Origin of the sequence: Thermasporomyces composti (assembly GCF_003386795.1) — a bacterium.
Lineage (GTDB): Bacteria > Actinomycetota > Actinomycetes > Propionibacteriales > Actinopolymorphaceae > Thermasporomyces > Thermasporomyces composti.
Window position 1 is genome coordinate 2,656,825 of record NZ_QTUC01000001.1, and the last position, 18,616, is coordinate 2,675,440.

17 protein-coding genes are annotated in these 18,616 nt (G+C 69.6%); 11 read left to right on the top strand and 6 right to left on the bottom strand.

From position 1 onward, the window contains the following. Nucleotides 1-22: 22 nt before the first annotated feature. Both DFJ64_RS11515 and DFJ64_RS11520 read right to left on the bottom strand, forming a co-directional pair. Nucleotides 23-811 carry an Fpg/Nei family DNA glycosylase gene (locus DFJ64_RS11515; RefSeq protein WP_115850447.1) on the bottom strand — a complete coding sequence of 263 codons (789 nt, stop codon included), beginning with the start codon at nucleotides 809-811 and terminating at the stop codon, nucleotides 23-25. A 92-nt stretch (nucleotides 812-903) separates the two neighbouring features. Further along, nucleotides 904-1,818: an alpha/beta hydrolase family protein gene (locus tag DFJ64_RS11520; RefSeq protein ID WP_115850448.1), complete on the bottom strand. Its 915-nt coding sequence runs from the start codon at nucleotides 1,816-1,818 to the stop codon at nucleotides 904-906. 251 nt (nucleotides 1,819-2,069) lie between these two features. Between DFJ64_RS11520 and DFJ64_RS11525 the strand changes: the two genes are divergently transcribed. From DFJ64_RS11525 to DFJ64_RS11545, 5 genes are all read left to right on the top strand, one after another. Next, complete coding sequence (locus DFJ64_RS11525) at nucleotides 2,070-3,497, top strand: hypothetical protein (protein ID WP_211310580.1); 1,428 nt, start codon at nucleotides 2,070-2,072, stop codon at nucleotides 3,495-3,497. A gap of 204 nt (nucleotides 3,498-3,701) precedes the next feature. After that, nucleotides 3,702-5,276 (top strand): alkaline phosphatase D family protein, encoded by a 1,575-nt coding sequence (locus DFJ64_RS11530; RefSeq protein ID WP_115850449.1) that lies wholly within the window; start codon nucleotides 3,702-3,704, stop codon nucleotides 5,274-5,276. A gap of 179 nt (nucleotides 5,277-5,455) precedes the next feature. After that, the gene (locus DFJ64_RS11535; RefSeq protein WP_245941081.1) at nucleotides 5,456-6,379 is read left to right on the top strand and encodes a DUF6528 family protein; all 924 of its coding nucleotides are present in this window, start codon (nucleotides 5,456-5,458) and stop codon (nucleotides 6,377-6,379) included. A gap of 174 nt (nucleotides 6,380-6,553) precedes the next feature. Continuing rightward, nucleotides 6,554-7,837, top strand: a complete 1,284-nt coding sequence (murD, locus tag DFJ64_RS11540) for a UDP-N-acetylmuramoyl-L-alanine--D-glutamate ligase (RefSeq protein ID WP_115850451.1) — start codon at nucleotides 6,554-6,556, stop codon at nucleotides 7,835-7,837. A gap of 9 nt (nucleotides 7,838-7,846) precedes the next feature. Next, on the top strand, nucleotides 7,847-8,293 hold the full coding sequence (locus DFJ64_RS11545) for an HIT family protein (RefSeq protein WP_115850452.1): 447 nt from the start codon (nucleotides 7,847-7,849) through the stop codon (nucleotides 8,291-8,293). On the opposite strand, the gene DFJ64_RS11550 is transcribed toward DFJ64_RS11545, so the two are convergent. Beyond that, nucleotides 8,294-8,947: a response regulator gene (locus DFJ64_RS11550; RefSeq protein ID WP_115850453.1), complete on the bottom strand. Its 654-nt coding sequence runs from the start codon at nucleotides 8,945-8,947 to the stop codon at nucleotides 8,294-8,296. It lies immediately after the preceding gene. Next, nucleotides 8,944-10,263 (bottom strand): sensor histidine kinase, encoded by a 1,320-nt coding sequence (locus tag DFJ64_RS11555; RefSeq protein ID WP_115850454.1) that lies wholly within the window; start codon nucleotides 10,261-10,263, stop codon nucleotides 8,944-8,946. The genes DFJ64_RS11550 and DFJ64_RS11555 overlap by 4 nt, the downstream gene beginning before the upstream one ends. 237 nt (nucleotides 10,264-10,500) lie before the next feature. Here DFJ64_RS11555 and DFJ64_RS11560 point away from each other — a divergent pair, with 237 nt between their 5' ends. Beyond that, nucleotides 10,501-11,826, top strand: a complete 1,326-nt coding sequence (locus DFJ64_RS11560) for a DUF418 domain-containing protein (protein WP_245941082.1) — start codon at nucleotides 10,501-10,503, stop codon at nucleotides 11,824-11,826. Here DFJ64_RS11560 and DFJ64_RS19245 read toward each other — a convergent pair. Beyond that, nucleotides 11,718-12,062, bottom strand: coding sequence for a TraR/DksA family transcriptional regulator (locus DFJ64_RS19245; RefSeq protein WP_147304679.1), 345 nt, complete (start codon nucleotides 12,060-12,062; stop codon nucleotides 11,718-11,720). The two genes, DFJ64_RS11560 and DFJ64_RS19245, sit on opposite strands and share 109 nt — an antisense overlap. Nucleotides 12,063-12,410: 348 nt before the next feature. On the opposite strand from DFJ64_RS19245, the gene DFJ64_RS11565 reads away from it, so the two are divergent. After that, nucleotides 12,411-12,698, top strand: coding sequence for a MerR family transcriptional regulator (locus DFJ64_RS11565; RefSeq protein WP_211310581.1), 288 nt, complete (start codon nucleotides 12,411-12,413; stop codon nucleotides 12,696-12,698). 83 nt (nucleotides 12,699-12,781) lie between these two features. Beyond that, nucleotides 12,782-14,068, top strand: coding sequence for a glycosyltransferase family 4 protein (locus tag DFJ64_RS11570; RefSeq protein WP_211310582.1), 1,287 nt, complete (start codon nucleotides 12,782-12,784; stop codon nucleotides 14,066-14,068). Between the two features lie 62 nt (nucleotides 14,069-14,130). Here the strand turns inward: DFJ64_RS11570 and DFJ64_RS11575 are convergent, their stop codons facing one another. Then, entirely contained in the window at nucleotides 14,131-14,448 is a 318-nt protein-coding gene (locus DFJ64_RS11575) for a hypothetical protein (RefSeq protein ID WP_115850457.1), read from the bottom strand. 483 nt (nucleotides 14,449-14,931) lie between these two features. On the opposite strand from DFJ64_RS11575, the gene DFJ64_RS11580 reads away from it, so the two are divergent. The 3 genes from DFJ64_RS11580 to DFJ64_RS11590 all read left to right on the top strand — a co-directional run bounded on the left by DFJ64_RS11580 (nucleotide 14,932) and on the right by DFJ64_RS11590 (nucleotide 18,579). After that, on the top strand, nucleotides 14,932-15,297 hold the full coding sequence (locus tag DFJ64_RS11580; protein ID WP_115850458.1) for a CBS domain-containing protein: 366 nt from the start codon (nucleotides 14,932-14,934) through the stop codon (nucleotides 15,295-15,297). 553 nt (nucleotides 15,298-15,850) lie between these two features. Beyond that, nucleotides 15,851-16,864 carry a GDP-mannose 4,6-dehydratase gene (locus DFJ64_RS11585; protein ID WP_245941083.1) on the top strand — a complete coding sequence of 338 codons (1,014 nt, stop codon included), beginning with the start codon at nucleotides 15,851-15,853 and terminating at the stop codon, nucleotides 16,862-16,864. 62 nt (nucleotides 16,865-16,926) lie between these two features. Next, nucleotides 16,927-18,579, top strand: coding sequence for a carbamoyltransferase family protein (locus DFJ64_RS11590; protein WP_115852020.1), 1,653 nt, complete (start codon nucleotides 16,927-16,929; stop codon nucleotides 18,577-18,579). Nucleotides 18,580-18,616 lie beyond the last annotated feature (37 nt).

Here is an 18,616-nt window from a genome sequence, read left to right on the forward strand (position 1 = left end):
CCGAGATGCCGGCAGAAGTCGCTCAGCTGGGCGGCGGCTGGTCCCGTGGGCAGGCGTACGCCGTTCGTCCCGCCAGCTCACCCGTTTGCACCGGGGTCCCGCAGCGCCGACACCGCTCCTGCTTGTAGACGTACCGACCCTCCGACTCAGGAATCGTGCGGACGTCCACCCCGGGTGGGCGCACGGTGATGATGCGGCCCTCGGCCACGGCTCGCCGCATCATCAGCGTCAGATGCGACCACAGCGAGTCGAACACGTCGCGCGACACGGAGGTCCCCCGGACGGTGGGGTGAAGGCCGGTCAGGAACAGCCCTTCGGCGCGGAGCACGTTGCCCACGCCGGCGAGGACGGCTTGGTCGAGCACGAGTGCGCCGATCATGCGAGAACTGCCCGCGATCGCCGCGAAGGCCGCGTCCGGGTTCGCGTCGTCCCGCAGCGGGTCGGGTCCGAGCCGGGCGACGATCCTGTCCCGGCCCTCCGGTCCGAGGAGTTCACAGACCGTGGGCGCGACGAGGTCGATCCCGGCGTCCGGGCCGCTGATCCGAAGACGTGCCTGCGCGAGAGGCGGTGCACCCGGACGGACGGGAAGGAACGTGCCCTGCGGCCCGAGATGGACGTGCAGGACCTCCTTGCCTTCCCACCAGTAGAACAGGTGCTTCCCGTACGCTTCGACCCTCTCCAGCCGGGATCCGTCGAGGTGCCGCGCACCCTCGAGAAACCGCTTTTGTGGAGAACTCACCCGGAGCAGCGCACCGGCGAAGGTCTGCTCCTGGTCGCGGGCGTACCGATGGATCAGGTGACCCTCGGGCATTCGAGCCTCCTACCCGAGCCGGGCCACCACAACCGTGGCGACCGCTTGCACGGCGCGCGATGGCTGTCGGGGCCGCCGATCTCGCAGTCGGCCTAGGAAGGATCGCTCTCGGCGAGCCGACGTTCCAGCCACCCGTAGCAGTCGTTCAACACCGACCACGGCGGCGTGTGGCCCGCGTCGTGGACGACGAACTCGAGCGCGTCAGCCGCGTGATGCGCCGCGTAGTGGCGTCGGGCGGACTCCACGAGGTCGCGGTTGTGCTCGCCGTCGCTGTCACCACCGCCGACGAGGAGGAACGGCCGCGGCGCGACGAGACCCAGCACGTCGTCCATGTCGCGATCGCTGGGAACGCGGCCGTCGAGATACCACGGGTCGGCCCAGTTGGAGTGCGCGAAGCCCAGCCCTGGCTCGTGCGCCACCCCCGCGCACACGCGAACGTCGAGGGCGGCGAGGAGCAAGGCGAGCTTGCCACCGAGGGAGTGCCCGAACACAGCGACCTTGCGCACCCATGGGAGGGACAGCAACGTGTCGACCGCGCGCTCGAGGTCGGCGACCGCGCGTCCGAGACCAGTCCCGGTCGAGGTCGCACGGTGCAGCGCGACGCTGGGCGCGTAGCGTTCGCGCAGGTCGCCGGATCGGCGGTCGGGCAGCACGTACTCGAACCACCACGGCACTGCGAGCGCGGCCACGCCACGGCGCGCGAGGTGCCAGGCGAAGGCGCGTCGCTCCAGCTCGGGATCACGCGGGCGCCACGAGGCGGTTTCGGGCCGTCCGATGGTGACGTGGACGTCGTAGAACGGAACGAGGACGACCGCATCCCCGTCGTGGTCACGCGGTCGCAGGAGCGCGCACTGCAGGGTGGTCCCGACCGACTCGATGTGGAGCCACGAGAGCGTGGTGCCCGGTGGCGGTACGGGGTCCTCCTCCCAGCGAGGACGTACCGGTTCGGCCCGTGGAACACCGAGCCAGTCCCGCCACCACCGTCGACGGCGCGACGCCTCCGCCATGTCGAGGCACCGTATCCCGTGGTGGCGCCGATGGCAGTGGCCGAATCCTGTCGAGGTGCTGCGTGGACGTGGACGAGCCGGTCGTGGTGGCGAAAGGCTGGGCACACCACCGCCGACGGGGCCGGCCGAAGGCGGTGGTGTTTTCGTGTCCTGCCATGTCGTTGGAGCCAGGGGGTCACCGCTCGATGTCACGATGCCGCACGTGGGTCGCTGGGCGACGCGAGGTGCTGGGTGCCACGGTCGGACTCGCCATGGCCTGGACCTTGGGTCCCGCGCCGTCGGCCCGTGCGTCGGCGGGCGTTCGTGGCCGCGGCCGGCTCGGTGGTTCGCAAAGAGCCGACCGGCTCGGTGGTCCGACGATCCAGATCGACCCGGGCTTCGCCTACTACCACGACCGCTCGCCGGACAGCATCGCCGACGAACTGGTCCAGAACGGCTACGTCGGCGTCCGCTACTTCGTCACGAACGAGAACAACGTCGACGGCGACCTCGTCGCGGCGTTGCGGGCACGTGGGCTGACCGTCTGGGCGCTCGTCCTCGGCAACGGGTCGTACTCCGTCGACCGCTTCCCTGAGGGGTGGCAGGACTGGCAGATGGAGCTGGTCACTCCCGTCAACGACGGCTACTACCGCTTCTCCCCGCACTGCGCCGAGTACGTCGCGTGGAAGAAGCGGGCGCTCGCCACACTGGTCGCGACGTATCCCTTCGACGGTATCGAGATCGCCGAACCCTACCTGCCGGACTGGAACGGCATCGACCGCGGCTACTACGGTGACGTCGGCCCACACGCCCAGGCGGCCTTCGTCGAGCGCTACGGTCGCGAGATCCCGAACTTCACCGATCCCTCGCACCCGCACTACTACCGCACGGACACCGAGCTCTACCAGCTCTGGGTCGACTTCCGAGTCGACGCGGTGAACGCCTTCCTCGACGAGGTGATCAATGGGGAGGGAGGCGTCCGAGCCGTCAACCCGGATGTCCTGGTCGCGACGTGGTCGCTCGCGATCGACGCCGGTCCGGATTCGGTCGCGTTGGAGCGGGAGTACCAAGGGCTCGACGCGCCAGCGATGATCGCGACTGTCCAGCCCGACGTGCACATCCTGCAGACCAACTGGCCTGACTGGGTTCGCCCCGACCTACCGGCCAACTACGCGCGTGCCTACCAACCCTTCGTCGACGACATCCGCGCCGTACATCCCGACATTCCCTTGGGGATCCAGACCGACATCGGTTCGCAGCTGGCGATGGCACGGAACCGCGCTTGGCTGGAGGAGTTCGTCGCGACCGTGGAATCCATGGGCTTCGCGACGTGGACGGCGTACGAGTACCACATCGGCGGCTACATGTATGACGAGGCGCCGGTCCCGACGCAGGCGATTCGGTTGCCGGACGGCGCGATCCTGGTGTCGTTCGACCGCCGCATCGATCCGGAGTCGGCCACACGGCGCTCGAGCTTCCAGGTTGTCCTGGATGGCACGCGCCGTCGGTGGGTGGACCCGCGCTATGTCAGCGTCGACGGAAACCTCGTCCACATCAGACAGCCTGGTCTTCCTCTGGACGGCTTCGAGCTCGCGGTCCGCAACGTGACGGATGATCCGCGTCGTTGGCTCTACAACAAGACCGCCGAGCCGCATCAGGTTCCGCCAGGCACCTCCGTGCGGGTGCCGGCCACGGCATGAGGGACGAGCGGCGGCAACGCCGGTGGCGTGCGCAGAAGCCTGGTTGTGTTTTCGGCTGAGACCGTTTCGGGACGAGTTCGCGGCGAGTTCTCGACGAGGCCATGTTCGTCCAGCACAGTTCCCGCCGAGGGCATGGTGATCGTCGGCTGACCGCCATGTCCGCGCTGTGTCGTGCCTGGATGTGGCCTTCGGAGAGGACCGCACATGTCGGCTCGAGCCGTCGCGGCCAGTCGTCGTCGCTTTCTCACGGTCGCCGGGAGCGGAGCGCTCGCGCTCGCGATCGACTCCGCGCTGACATCGCCCCGCAGAGCGTGGGCGAATCCCAGCTTCGCTGACGATCCCTTCACCTTGGGCGTGGCGTCGGGGGATCCGTTGCCGGACGGTGTCGTGCTGTGGACACGTCTGGCTCCAGAGCCGACCGCGCAGGACGGCACGGGCGGCATGCCGGACCTCAGGGTTCCGGTCCACTGGCAGGTGGCCGAGGACCCCTCCTTTCGACGTGTCGTCCGCACCGGGACGGCGACGGCGACGCCGCAGCTCGCTCATTCGGTCCACGTCGAAGTGTCGGGACTCCGACCGGATCGCGAGTACTGGTATCGCTTCCGCGCCGGGCGATACCTGAGCCCTGTGGGGCGAACGCGGACCGCACCGGCCGTCGGCGCCGCCATCTCGTCGCTGTCGTTCGCGTTCGCCAGCTGTCAGAACCTCCCGGAGGGATACTTCACGGCCTTGGCTCACATGGCGCGCGAGGATCTCGACTTCGCCATCCATCTGGGCGACTACATCTACGAGGGCGGTGCCCAGGGCAGCATCGGGCGCGGCCACCTGCCGGCGGCGGAGACCTTCACGCTCGCCGACTACCGTGTTCGCCACGCCCAGTACAAGCTCGATCCGGACCTCCAGGCGGCGCACGCGGCGTTTCCGTGGATCGTGACCGTCGACGACCACGACGTCGAGAACAACTGGGCGGGCGAGCATTCCCAGCCCGACGACGAACCCGACCAGGACCCAGAGGTCTTCCTCCAGCGCCGAGCGGCGGCGTTCCAGGCGTTCTACGAACACCAGCCACTGCGCATGGCCTCCATGCCGGACGGCCCGGACATGCGGCTGTATCGACGGTTCTTCTTCGGTCAGCTGGCGCAGCTCGACATGCTCGACACCCGGCAGTTCCGGGACGTCCAGCTCACCGACCCATCCGACCGCTGGAACCCCCGGCGCACGATGCTCGGTCCCGCGCAGGAGGAGTGGGTGCTCGACGGTCTGGCCCGCTCGTCGGCGACGTGGAACATCCTCGGCAACCAGATCTTCATGATGAAAGCCGACCACGAGGACGGGCCCGCGGAGCGTTACGGCATGGACACCTGGGACGGGTACGCAGCGGCCCGGCAACGCCTGTTCGACGGCGTCCACGAGCGAGGCGTCGACAACCTCGTCGTCGTCACCGGCGATGCCCACCGCAGTGTGGCGGCCGACCTGAGGCTGAACTTCGAGGACCTGTCGTCCCCGATCGTGGGCGTCGAGCTACTCGGTACGTCGATCAGCTCGGGACGAGACGGCCAACCGATGGACGCGCTGGGGGAGACCTGGCTGCGGGAGAACCCGCACATGCGCTTCCACAACGCCCAGCGCGGCTACGTGCGGTGCGACGTCACCTCGACGACGTGGCGCGCGCACTACCGGGTCGTGCCGTACGTGACGCAGCCCGGCGCGCCCTTGGAGACGGCGGCGACCATCCACCTCGAGGCCGGGGTCCCCGGCATCCAGCACATCGAGCGATAGGCGCGACTAACGCTGAGGCGCTCGCGCTCGAGTCCCTCGGTCCTGACGCGGTCGCGACGAGTTTTCGCCCACCAGTAGAGGAGTCGCTCATGGGTGTTCGATTCCGAGGTCACCGACACCGATCGCTGCGTACCGGTCTTACCGTGGTCGGGCTCGCCGTTGCGATGACAGCAACGGGCGTGGCCACGGCCTCGGCGCTTCCACCCGCCGCCGGTGACAGCGCCGCCTCGATCGTCCTCACCGAGCAGGCGACGGACCGCATTCTGGTCTTGGCGTCTGATCGGAAGAGCTTCGAGAACGCGGAGATCCAGTGGGAGTGGCGTCCCAGCGCGGCGAACGGTCTGGCCGACCTGGCGGTCGACTGGGGCGTGCCGGACGAGGCGAAGCTGCGCTACCGCGACGGCAAGCCGTACTTGCTCACCACCGACTCGTGGGGGTTCGTCGGTGTCATCGCGTACCCGGAGGGGACGCCGTACTGGGCGACGAGCGTGGGCCGTGGCCAGAACCCCCACAGCATCGAGCTGCTGCCGGACGGGAACGTCGCGATCGCCGCGAGCACCGGCGGGTGGCTGCGGATCTACACCGCCTCGCAGGGCCCCCGGTCCTCGACGTACATCGAGGTCGACCTGCACGACGCCCACGGCGTGCACTGGGATGAGGAACGACAGCTGCTGTGGGCGCTGGGCGGGAACGACCTCCTTGCCTACCGTCTCGGCGGCATGCCGGACGCGCCCACGCTCACCGAGGTCCGGCGCACGGCACTCCCGACGCCCTATGGCCACGACCTGACGCCGGTCGCCGCCAACCCAGACCGCCTCTGGATCACGACCGGGTCGCAGGTCTACCAGTACTCGATCAACGAGGACACGTTCACGCAGGACTACCGCGGCGCGAACCAGATCAGCCGAAGCGGCGTCAAAGCGGTAGGCGACGACGCGGAGTCGGGTCAGGTCCTCACGACGTACATTCAGCCGGGCAACCTGTGCACCTGGTGCACGGACACGGTGACGTTGTACAACCGCACGGAGCGGCTCACCCTCCACGGCTCCCAGATCTACAAGGCTCGCTGGTGGCACGCGCCACCACCAGAGGCGACGGACTGACCCACGACCTCGGGACACCTGGGCCGAGCCCACTGGGCTCGGCCCAGCTCCATGCTGAGCGCTAGCTCGTGTCGGCTCGCTCGCGTCGGGAATGGCCGGACTAGGGTGTCGTCCGGTTGATCGTGGTCCGACCACGGAGACAGTCGGGGCCGTCTCGATGCGAAGGAGTCGCGTGTGAGAGTCGCCGTCATCGGCTACGGCGTGGAAGGCCAGGCGGCCGCCGCCTACTGGTCGCGGCGCGGCCACGACGTCACCGTGTGCGCGCCAACCCTCAGCGAGGAACTCCCGGACGGAATCGCGTCGCGGGTCGGGCCGACGTACCTCGACGGGATCGACGCCTTCGACCTCATCGTGCGCAGCCCTGGTGTGCGGCCAGACCTCCTTCCGCCCGACGGAAACGTCACGAGCGTGACGCGGGAGTTCCTGGAGCGCTGCCCCGGCCTGGTCATCGGGGTCACCGGCACCCAGGGAAAGGGCACGACCTGCACGGCCATCGCGTCCATCCTGCGGGCCGCCGGACGGACGGTGCTCGTCGGCGGAAACATCGGGATCCCACCGCTGGACTACCTCGACAAGGTCGACCCCGACGACATCGTCGTCTTGGAGCTGTCGAACTTCCAGCTCATTGACGCGCGGGTCTCGCCGCGGGTCGCCGTCGTCCTCGCGGTCACACCGGACCACCTGAACTGGCACACCGACCTCGACGAGTACTACGCGGCGAAGGCGCCGATCGCAGCGCACCAGCGTCCCGACGACGTGGTCGTGTACGACGCCGTGAACCCGGTCGCGGCACGGATCGCCTCCGCGAGCCCGGCGCGCGCGGTCCCCTTCGGGGTCGAGGACGGGTTCCACGCCCGCGACGGGCAGATTCGCCGAGGGTCGACGGTGCTTGTCGACAGGGCGGACATCCCACTCCGCGGGGATCACAACCTGCGAAATCTCACCGCAGCCGTCGCGGCCGTCTACGACCTGGTCGACGGCGACACCGACGCGTTGGTGTCCGGGGTTCGTTCGATGCGGCCGTTGCCGCATCGGCTGCAACCGGTCGGCGAGATCAGGGGCGTGTGGTATGTCAACGACTCGCTGTCCACGACGCCGGAGACGACCCGCGCGGCGATCGCCGCCTATCCCGAGCCGAAGGTGCTGATTCTCGGCGGGTCGAGCAAGGGACTGTCGTTCGAGTCGCTCGCCGAGGCGATCGCGAGCGCGGACATTCGAGCCCTGCTGCTCACCGGAGACGACGCGCCGCGGATCGCGGCGGCGCTGCGCGCGGCCGAAGTGCGTGACTACGAGATCGTCGACGGGTCGATGTCGGACATCGTGAGACGCGCGGCCGAGATCGCGCGTCCAGGGGACGTAGTGCTGCTGTCGCCCGCGTGCGCGAGCTTCGACCGATACCGCGACTACGCCGATCGAGGTGAGCAGTTCGTCGCCGCGGTCGAGGCGCTGCGACGATAGGGTCGAGTCATGGCGACCGGCTGCTACGTCTGTGACCGTGAGGCGGAGTTCGACCGTCTGCCGCCGCGGGAGCGGATCGCGTACGACGACCACTGGCGTGTCGCGCACGCGTTCGGTAGCGCCTTGCTCGGCTGGCTGGTCTTGGTGCCGCGCCGGCACGTGATGGAGCTCGCGGAGCTGTCCGACGAGGAGGCGAAGAGCCTCGGCGTGTGGCAGGTCCGGCTCGCGCGTGCGTTAGCCGCTGAGCTCGGGATCCCGAAGACCTACGTCGCCGAGTTCGGCGAGGCGCCGGGCTTTCACCTGCACTTCCACGTCGTGCCTCGCCGTCCGGACTTCGAGCCGTCCATGGTCGGGCCCAAGGTGTTCGGCTTGTTGGGACGTGGCGAGGACGAGCAGGTCAGTGCCGAAGATCAAGACGACCTGGCCGAGGCCTTGTCCGCGCGGCTCATCTCGTGACTAGGCCTGCTTGGTCAGGCCGGCCTCCTGGGCGAGGATCGCCGCCTGGACGCGGGAGCGCAAGTCCAGCTTGGCGAGCACCCGTGACACGTGCGTCTTGACAGTCGCCTCGCTGATGAAGAGACGGCGGGCGATCTCTTGGTTGGACAGGCCCTCGCCCAGGCAAGCCAGGACGTCGAGCTCACGGTCGGTCAGCGCGTCCAGGTCGGGTGGACGCCGCTCGGGAGTCCCGGCCTGGGCGGCGAAGGCGGAGAGGAGTCGGCGGGTGACGCCAGGTGCGAGCACTCCGTCGCCGGCGGCCACCAGCCGAACAGCCTCGATGAGGCGAGGCGCCTCGACCGACTTGAGCAGGAATCCTGCGGCCCCGGCGCGCAGCGCCGCGTAGACGTACTCGTCGAGGTCGAACGTTGTCAGGACCAGGACCTCGCACACCTTGTCCTGCACGAGCTCGCGGGTGGCCTCGATCCCGTCCATGCCGGGCATCCGGATGTCCATGAGCGTGACGGTCGGCTTGAGTGCCCGCGCCATGCGCACGGCGGTCTCGCCGTCGGCGGCTTCGCCCACGACCTCGATGTCGTCCGCGCCGTTGAGGATGAGGACCAGGCCCGCGCGAATCGCGGCGTGGTCGTCGGCGACGAGGACCTTGATGCTCACGGATTCCACCCCTTCGTCGGTAGGACCGCTCGGACCCGCCACGCGCCGCCGTCGGGACCGACGTCGAGCGTGCCGCCGACCGCCTCGGCGCGTTCCCGCATGCTGATCAACCCGGTTCCCGTTCGATCCGCCTCGCTGGTTGGCGTCGCGCCGGTCGCTGTACTGAGGTCGTTCGTGACCTCCACCACCAGGTGACCGTCGCTCTGCTCCACACTCAGTGTCGCCTTGGCCCCTGGCGCGTGCTTGACGGCGTTCGTCAGCGCCTCCTGCACGATCCGGTACGCGGCCTGGTCGACGGCGGCGGGCAGCGACCCATCGGTGGACGCGGTGGCGAGCACGCCCTGAGTGTGTGCGCCGTCCGGCTCAGGGTCGGGGCCCGCCACCGAGGTGGGCTCACCGCCCACGACCGGCAGGTTCGACCTGACCTCCACGCGCAGGCCGCCGGCGCGAGCCGATTCGACGAGGCGACCCACATCGCGCAGCCGCGCCGGTGCGACGAGCGAGTCCTCGTCGTCGGACCGCAGCATCCGGATCATGGCGCGCATCTCGGTCAGGGAGGAGACGGCGTTCTCCCGCACGGCCTCGAGGACCTTTCGGACCGTGGCGGGGTCCTTGTCGGCCATCGACAGCACCGCCTCGGACTGGATCGCGATCGCGGACAGGTGACCCGCGACCACGTCGTGCAGGTCCCGCGCCATCCGGGCCCGTTCGGCCGAGATGGCCGCGCGTCGGTCGAGCTCCGCGATCCGGGCGAGCTGTTCGGACCGCTCGCGTTCGGCCGCCACCATCTCGCGGTGCTGTCGGATGTTCATCGCCCACCACACCGGGACGATGGGCAGCGCGCCGACCCCCCAGGCGAGGACCAACGCTTGGCGCCAGTCGCCTGTCAACGCGAACGTGACGACGCCCGAGCCGACGAGGATCACCGCCGCGAGCACGACCATGGCCCGACTGGTTCGACGTGACCCGTAGAGGGTCGCGGCGAAGAGCTGGTCCATGACGACGAGGAGGAGGGGGACAGAACTCCCGAAAGTGCCGTTGACGGACAGTGCCGCGGCGAGGGCGATGGCCGTCATGCCGATCGTGAGGGCGAGGATGGGTCGCCGTGCTCGAAGGATCGAGCCACAGCACGCGAACGCCAGGACCGACAACTGGACGCTGAGGGGAACCTCGACCTCACCGGAGACCAGCATGTCGAACCCGGCGAGGTAGAGCAGCGCCCCGCAGGTGAAGAGCGCGGCGGCGACGAGCGGATCGCGCCAAGGCTCGCGCAGCCACCACCTCAGATGCGGGCGCGGGTCGGGCACAGCGTTCATCTCAGCACGGGCGATAGGTCGGAAGCGTCCGTCGAACGCCTGATCAGGCCGCGCGAGCGTCCGACGAAAGGAGGACGCCCGGATGGTACGTCGTCCTGACGACCCGTGGACCCCTGACCCAGCACGCTGGTGGCGGCCCGGAGGCGACCCGTCCGGGCTGGGCGAGGCCAGCCGCCACCGCACCGCTCTCTCGTCTCGGCAACGCACCCGTAGGGATCCATGGAGGGGGGAAGCTCCGTGCCTGCCGCATCCCGGCGCCTCGACGTGCTGGACATCCTGCGTGGGCTCGCGATCGTCGGAACTTTCGGCACGAACGTCTGGATCTTCACGAACCCGGCCGGCCCTCCGGACGCCCTCGCCAGCCTGCCGTCCCTGGATTCCCTCGCCGGGGCTGTGGAGACGGCGATCCGGTTCGTCTTCAACGGCAAGGCGCTGGCTCTGCTGACCTTGCTCTTCGGCGTGGGTCTGGAGCTGCAGTACCGGTCCGCGCGCCGCCGGGGCAACCGGTGGCCGGGCTGGTACCTGTGGCGAGCGGGTCTGCTGTTCTGCGAGGGTTTGCTGCACTACGTCCTGGTCTTCGAGTTCGACGTGCTCATGGGGTACGCGGTGGCCTCGATGGTCGTGGCGTACCTCGTGGGACGTAGCGACCGGGCGGTGCGGTGGTGGATGGTCGGCGCCGGCACGCTGCACGTCGCCTTCATCAGCCTGCTGACCCTGGGGTTGCTGGCCACGCCGCCGGAGGTGAAGGAGCAGCCGCTCGTGGCGCCGAGTCGGCCGGACCTGTTCAGCCACGGCGGCTACGCGGAGCAGGTGGCGGACCGGCTCGCTTTGGCGCCGGCGTACCGGAGCGAGTCGGTCCTGATCATGCCGCTCTGCATCGTGCTGTTCCTCGCTGGCTCACGACTTCTGCGTGCGGGCGCGTTCGAGGACAGCACGAGGGGCGCGACGGTCCGCCGCAGGCTCATGACACTGGGCTTCGGTGTCGGGCTTCCGTTGAACGTCCTCACGACGTTCGCGGGACCGGACTGGAGTCTGGTCGACCGCTACCTGCTGCCGCCCTTGGTCGCGCTGGGTCTCCTCGGCCTGGTCACCACGGTCACCTACCGGACGCGCGACGCACGCCGGGCCGGAGGGCCGCTGCGGCGCGGCTTCATCGCGGTCGGTCGGACCTCGCTGTCCTGCTACGTCTTGCAGAACCTCGTGGCCAGCGTCCTCTGCTACGGCTGGGGCCTGGGGCTGGCGAGCCGGCTGGACGGTCTTCGGCCGTGGTGGGTGCCGGGTGCGTGGCTCGGGATCTGCGCGCTGTTCACCGTGCTCGCCACATGGTGGCTCCGACGGTTCGAGCGGGGTCCGCTGGAGCTGGTGTGGCACTGGGCGTACCAGGCGCCGCAGCGCGGCCGGGCACGCGTTGCGTCGGCGTCCGCGGTGGGCGGGACGGTCGATGAGGCGCGGGTTCAGGTTCGGGAGTCTTCCTTGGCCTCCTCGACGGTGAGCTCCGCGGCCGGATCAGCCTCGAGGCGTTCGTCTGGGATGGGCCGTCCGGAACGCACCGACCGTCCGTAAGTGCCGTCGTCGAGGCGACGCAGCGCCCGGTCGATCGCGGCGAGCCGCTCGCGCAGGTGGGCGGCGATGGCGCCAGCGGTCGCCTCGGAGGTCAGCGGCTGGGCGACGTCGCCAATGTCGCCAGGGCCTTCCTGCTGGGTCTGGCTCTCCTGGCCGGCTTCCTCCGCCCGTTCGAGCATCCGCAGCAGGTCGGCTCGCTCGGCGAGCAGCCGCTCCCGTGCCCGCTTCTCGTCCATCTTGGCCTCCCAGGGTCTGTCCCGGGTCGCTCGGATCGCCCCTGCGGTGGCGGCGGTCGCCCGCGCGCGAGGACTCGGGTCACGCCGGACTGGGCGCTGCACGACCGGTGCCCGACGAAACCCTCGTCAAACCCGGGCCGAGCCCGGCCAACCGCTGGAGGAACCCGGCCAGACACGAGCTGGCGGTGACGGAAGCGCGACGGAACGTAGGGGCAAGACACGCGATGAGGACGTACAGGACACCATCGTTGCAACGAGCTGGCAGGAAACCTCATAATCCGCTTGCAACTTCCCTGCGATTGCGGCGAGACAACCGTGAGGCTCCCGATCGATGACCCTCAGGCACCTGTGTTCACCATCGGCCAGGTGTCGGAGATGCTGCAGGTCAAGCAGGCGTTCCTGCGACGGCTGGATCAAGAGGGCGTTGTGTCTCCCGCCCGTTCGGAAGGCGGGCAGCGCCGGTACAGCCGCGACCAGATCGATCAGGTCGCGCAGGTGTGCAGCCTCGTCGCGGAAGGACTCACCCTCGCCGGGGTACGCCGGGTCATCGAACTCCAGACGCGAGTCGCTGCGCTTGAGGCCGAGCTCGCGCGGGAGCGTGCACGTCACACCCAGGGCCGCTCAAGCGGGGAGTGACGACCCGAGGACGTGGCGCACCCCGCGTCGCAGCTCTCGGGTCGGATGGACCGTTCACGTGTGACCCGGGAGGACGACACGCTATGGCCCTCGAGCACCCCATAGTGTCCACCGCCGGGTGGACGACCAGACGACCCCTGCGCATCGCGATGGTGGCACCGCCGTGGTTCGAGCTCCCACCCGTCGGCTATGGCGGTATCGAATCGGTGGTCGCCGACCTGGTCGACGCGCTGGTGGCGCGTGGACACGAGATCACGCTCGTAGGGTCGGGCCGGAACGGGACCAAGGCTCAGCGTTTCGTCCAGGTCTTCCCCGAGCCGCCGTTCCAGCGGTTGGGCGAGGCGATGCCGGAGGTGGTACACGCGGCCGCCGCGGCCGAGGCCCTCGAAGGCCTCGACGTCGACCTGGTTCACGACCACTGCTGCGCTGGGCCGTTGCTCGCTCGGGGTCGCCGGATCCCGACCGTGGTCACGGCGCATGGTCCGGTGACGGGTGAGCCGGGCGACTACTTCCGCTACCTCGGTGACTCGATCGAGCTCGTCGCCATCTCCGACGCGCAGCGGCGGCTCAACCCTGCCCTCAACTGGGTCGGTCGCGTCCACAACGCGATCGACGTCGACACCTTTCCCTTCGCGGAGACCAAGGACGACTACGTGCTCTTCCTTGGTCGCTTCAACCCGGACAAGGGCGCGCACCTGGCGATCGACGCGGCCCGGCGTGCTGGGCGCCGCATCATCCTGGCCGGCAAGTGCAACGAGGCCCTGGAGAAGGCCTACTTCGAAGCCGAGATCAAGCCTCGGCTCGGCCCTGGCGTGGAGTACGTCGGTGAAGCGGACGCCACGATGAAGCGTGAGCTGTTCGCCGGCGCACGGTGCCTGGTCTTCCCCATTCAGTGGGACGAGCCGTTCGGCATGGTGATGATCGAGGCGATGGCCTGTGGGACGCCAGTCGTCGCGACCCGTCGCGGCAGCGTTCCTGAGGTGGTCGCCGACGGTGTCACCGGCCACATCATCGACGACCTCGACGACCTCCCGGCCGCGATCGTCGCCGCTGAGGAGCTGTCGCCGACCGCGTGTCGCCGACACGTCCGTGCCAAGTTCGACTTGCCGGTGATGGCCGAGGGTTACGAGCGCGTCTACCGCACGCTGGTCGAGGGCCGCGAGCTGCTGGAGGAGCTTCCGGAGGCGTCGGCTCGCCGACGCATGCCGGCCATGCGGCCGCCGACCGAGGTGGCCGCGGCCGCCGCGTCCACGGCGTCGACCACACCGTCAACCACCACCAGGCCGCTGCCAACGGCGATCACCGAGGCTGGTGAGGTGGTCCGGCAGGCCGACATTGACGATCTGCCAGACCAGCGGAGGCGGCGCTAGTCGCACGGCGCCACCTTCGGGACGAGCGTCGAGAGCAGGAAGGAAGACGAGGGGCGGACCGGTCACGCCTCCGGCGTGTCGTCCGCCCCTCGCGCAGCCTGTGACCCCGGCGGTGACGCGTGCTCGTCCGCTCGCTGACGGGCCGCGGTGGCCCGCCGCTCAGCGCCGGTCTCCCCGGCGTCGGACTCATCGCCCGCCACCCGACCGACGAACATCTCGCTGGGGCCAGTCCCCGTCGTCGTTGCGTTCTCCGAACCGGCCACACCACCTGTCGCCCGGGTCCGGGCCGTCCCCATGTCAGCGGGCGCGTCCTGTTCGCCGAGCTTGCGCGCGACAGCCCGGTCTCGTAGCCGCTGCAACAGCCGCGACCAGATCGACATGGTGGTCCTCGAGGATTCCTGGCCTTGGGGAGCCTTGGGGAAAGGCGTCTGTGACCCCACTCCCTACCCTCCACTTTGCCGCGCATGCGTCGCGACTCCCGTGCGCGAGGTGGGCGCGAGACGCCGGCTGATGAGTCCTGACCGGGCGGCCCGCGACAGGACACCGGCCGCGTCGAGCGAGGCTTCCTCACACCGCGCGCCCATCCGCGCCGCTCAGCTCGTCGCCGCTCGTCGCCCAGGCCTGCTCGGCGAGGAGGCTCGCGGCTCTTCTCGCGGTGACGGGACGCGTCCGAACCCTGATCCCTTGCGTCCGCGGGCCGCACGCGCGCTGAGGAGCGCTGGACGAGGGCACGCCCGTGCAGCTCACCTCGCCATCGGAACAGCCGGCGTCGCGATGGGTCGGATCGCCGGAGCCGACGAGCGCGCCGGCATGATCTCCCGGGCCGCGGGTACGGGTTTCTGACCGGCAGAAGGAGGTGCGTGATGACCCTGGTGCGAGAGGTGATGACGGCGGGTCCGATCGGCTTGCCCGAGGATGCGACGTTGACGGACGCGGCTCGAGAGATGCGCTCCAAGAACGTGGGTGCCCTCTTCACGTTCTCCGATACCGGTGTGCGTGGAATGGTCACCGACCGCGACATCGTGGTGCGCGGCCTCGCGGAGGGTGCGGATCCGGACACGACGCCGGTCCAGGACGTCGCGAGCGAGTCGCTGGTGACCGTGCAAGCGTCATCGTCGACGGACGAAGCCGCACGACTCATGCAGGAGCAGGGCGTTCGGCGGTTGCCGGTGGTCGATGGCGACGAGGTCGTGGGTCTGGTCTCCTTGGAGGATCTCGCCGCCAGGTAGTTCATCGCCAGACGTTCTTCCTTCCAGGCACGCGGTCGGGCGTCGCCCACGTGTGGACTGTCGCCATTGGCCCCGTCGAGGACCTCGTGCCACGCCGCGCTCGCACGACCGTCAGCCGGCCATGGAGCCCAGCGCCGCCGGGGACCCTCGGCGGTCGTGAGTCCGTGGCTGCCGCAGCTCGTCGACTCAGAAGCCGACCCGGAAGTCGATCCAAGAGGTCGACCCAGGACGTCGACCCAGCAGGCGACGAGTCGTCACCTTCTCCACCGCGAGGGTCCGCGTTCCACCGGGCTGCTCGAGGCCACCGCGCCCATGTTTCGCTGACAGCCGACCGGCGTGAGTGCACTGTGGCGCGACGGCGTGGCGAATCTCTTATCATTCGCCGCGCCATTGATTCGGTCCGTGGTCGGTGCCCTCGTTTTCGGCGACTATTCCGCATTGCCGAGTACGTACTCGGTGATGTTTGCCTCGCGAATACCCAGGGTAGGCGGGCAGAAGTTATGAGCGTCTGCCATGGGGCGGGGAAGCAGTGCGGAGAAACTTTCGACGAGCGGTGATAACCGGCGGCGCCGGTTTCCTCGGTTCCCACCTATGCGAATACCTTCTCGAGCATGGGACCGAGGTGGTCTGTGTTGACAACTTCGCGACCGGTGACGCCCGGAATGTCGCCTCGCTGCTCGACCACGACGGTTTCCAGCTCGTGGTCGGTGATGCCTGCGATCCGCGCCATGTCAGAGCTCTCCCCGGTCCGGTCGACCTCGTGCTCCACCTCGCGTCGTTGGCCTCGCCGGCGTTCTACCTGCGGCGACCACTGGAGACGCTGTGGGTGGGCGCGGTGGGGACCGCGCACGCGTTGGAGCTGGCGCGGGCAAAAGGCGCACGGTTCGTCCTCGCCTCGACAAGTGAAATCTACGGCGATCCGTTGGTGCACCCGCAGACCGAAAGCTACTGGGGAAACGTGAATTCCGTGGGCCCGCGCAGCGTCTACGACGAAAGCAAGCGGTACGCCGAGGCGTTGACGATGGCTTATCGTCGGGTTTACCGGCTGTCGACGGCGATCGTGCGCATCTTCAACACCTATGGACCGAGAATGCGGCCTGACGACGGCCGAATGATTCCGACGTTCATCCGTCAGTCGTTGTCGAAGGAACCGTTGACCGTCGCGGGTGACGGTCTCCAGACGCGCTCGGTGTGCTACGTCAGCGACACCACACGCGGAATCATGGCGCTCGCCCACAGCGACGTCGCTGGCCCAGTGAACATCGGTAACCCTGAGGAGCGGACGGTACGCGAGATCGCGGAGAAGGTGGGGCAGCTCACGGGGCAACCGGTCCACCTACGCCACGTGGAGCGTCCCGTCGACGACCCGCGACGGCGATGCCCGGACATCTCACTGGCGACGTCGCTGCTCGGCTGGCGACCGCACGTCGGCCTGGAGGAAGGGCTCCGGCACACGATCGACTGGTTCGCCCGCGAGATGGGGCACGAGCAGGGGCAGAGGAGCCGCGACGAGGACCGCGCCGACCGAGGTCCACCGCCGGTACGGAGCCCGCTGTGGCACGGCTGAGCGGACGCTCTGGCAAGGCTCGCGGAGCGCCGGACCGACCAGCGAGAGACCTGGGGGGCTTCATGCGGATCCTTGGCATCAACGCGATCTTCCACGATCCGGCGGCGGCTCTCGTCGTCGATGGACGGCTCGTCGCGGCGGCGGAGGAGGAGCGATTCAACCGGCGCAAGCACGGCAAGCGGCCCGTGCCGTTCTCCGCCTGGGAGCTTCCGGAGCAAGCGGCTCGCTGGTGCCTGGAGGCGGGGAAGCTGGAGCCGTCCGACCTCGACGCGGTGGCCTACTCCTATGACCCGTCGCTGGTGGAGCCAGGGCAACCCGGACTTGACGAGCCCTGGGAAGAGCTTCGCACCACCTACGCCCGCCGGGCGCCCCACTTCCTCGCCACCGCGCTCCCCGGTCTGGACCCGGCCATCGTGCGGTTCGTGCCACACCACGTGGCGCACGCCGCCTCCGCCGGGCTGGCGGCACCCTTCGACGACTCGGCGGTGCTCGTGGCCGACGGACGCGGTGAGTGCGCCTCCTATCTCGCGGGCCTCTACCAGGGCACCGAGCTGACGACGCTCGCCACGCAGCGACTCCCGCACTCGCTGGGCCTGATGTACGAGGAGGTGACGCAGCACCTGGGGTTCACGCGGTCCAGCGACGAGTACAAGGTCATGGCGCTCGCCTCCTACGGCAAGCCGCGCTTCCTCGACCTGATGCGCGAGGCGGTCCAGACGACCGGCGAGGGAGGCTTCATCGTCGAGCCCATCGACTGGGGTCAGCTGGCCGAGCCTCGACCCCCGGGCGGCGAGCTGCGCGCCGAGCACGCCGAGCTGGCGGCGAGCGTGCAGGCCCGCCTGGAGGAGGTGCTGCTGGAGCTGGTCGGCTGGCTCCACGAGCGAACCGGCGCCACGGCGCTGACCATGGCGGGTGGCGTCGCCCTCAACTGTGTGGCCAACACGCGCATCCTGGCCGAGGGCCCGTTCGAACGAATGTGGGTGCAGCCTGCGGCCGGCGACGCGGGCACCGCGCTCGGCGCGGCGCTGCACGTGGCCGCGATCGAGGGGGAGCGGCCCGAGCCCATGCGGACCGCCGCGTTGGGTCGGAGCTGGAGCGACGAGGAGCTCGCCGCCTGGCTGGACGCCGCCGCCGTTGCCTACGAGCGGCCTCCGGACGTCGCGGTGGCGGTCGCGGACGCGTTGGCCGCCAACCTGACCGTGGCGTGGTTCCAAGGTCGGAGCGAGTACGGGCCTCGGGCGCTCGGCCACCGGTCGCTGCTCGCGCACCCGGGTCGAGCCGAGAACCTCGACCGGCTCAACGCTGTCAAAGGTCGCGAACGGTTCCGGCCGATCGCGCCCATGGTGCTGGAGGAGCGCGCGGGGGAGCTGTTCGAGCGCGGGCCGATCCCGAGCCCGTACATGCTGTTCGTCCACGACGTCCGCCGGGAGTGGCGGGAGCGCATCCCCGCGGTCACGCACGTCGACGGGACGGCCCGCATCCAGACCGTCGACCGGGTGAGCGAGCCACTCCTGGCCCGGATGCTGGACCGCTTCGCCGAGCGGACCGGCCTTCCCGTCGTGGTCAACACCAGCCTCAACACGGCGGGACGGCCCATGGTGGACGATCCCCGGGACGCGCTGGAGTGCTTCGGCTCCGCGCCGGTCGACCTCCTGGCGATCGGGCCGTACCTGGTCCGCAGGTCCGGCGTCGCGGCGTCGGGGAGGGCGGCATGAGACCCCCGGCGTCGTGGTCGCGCCCGGATCCGCGGGC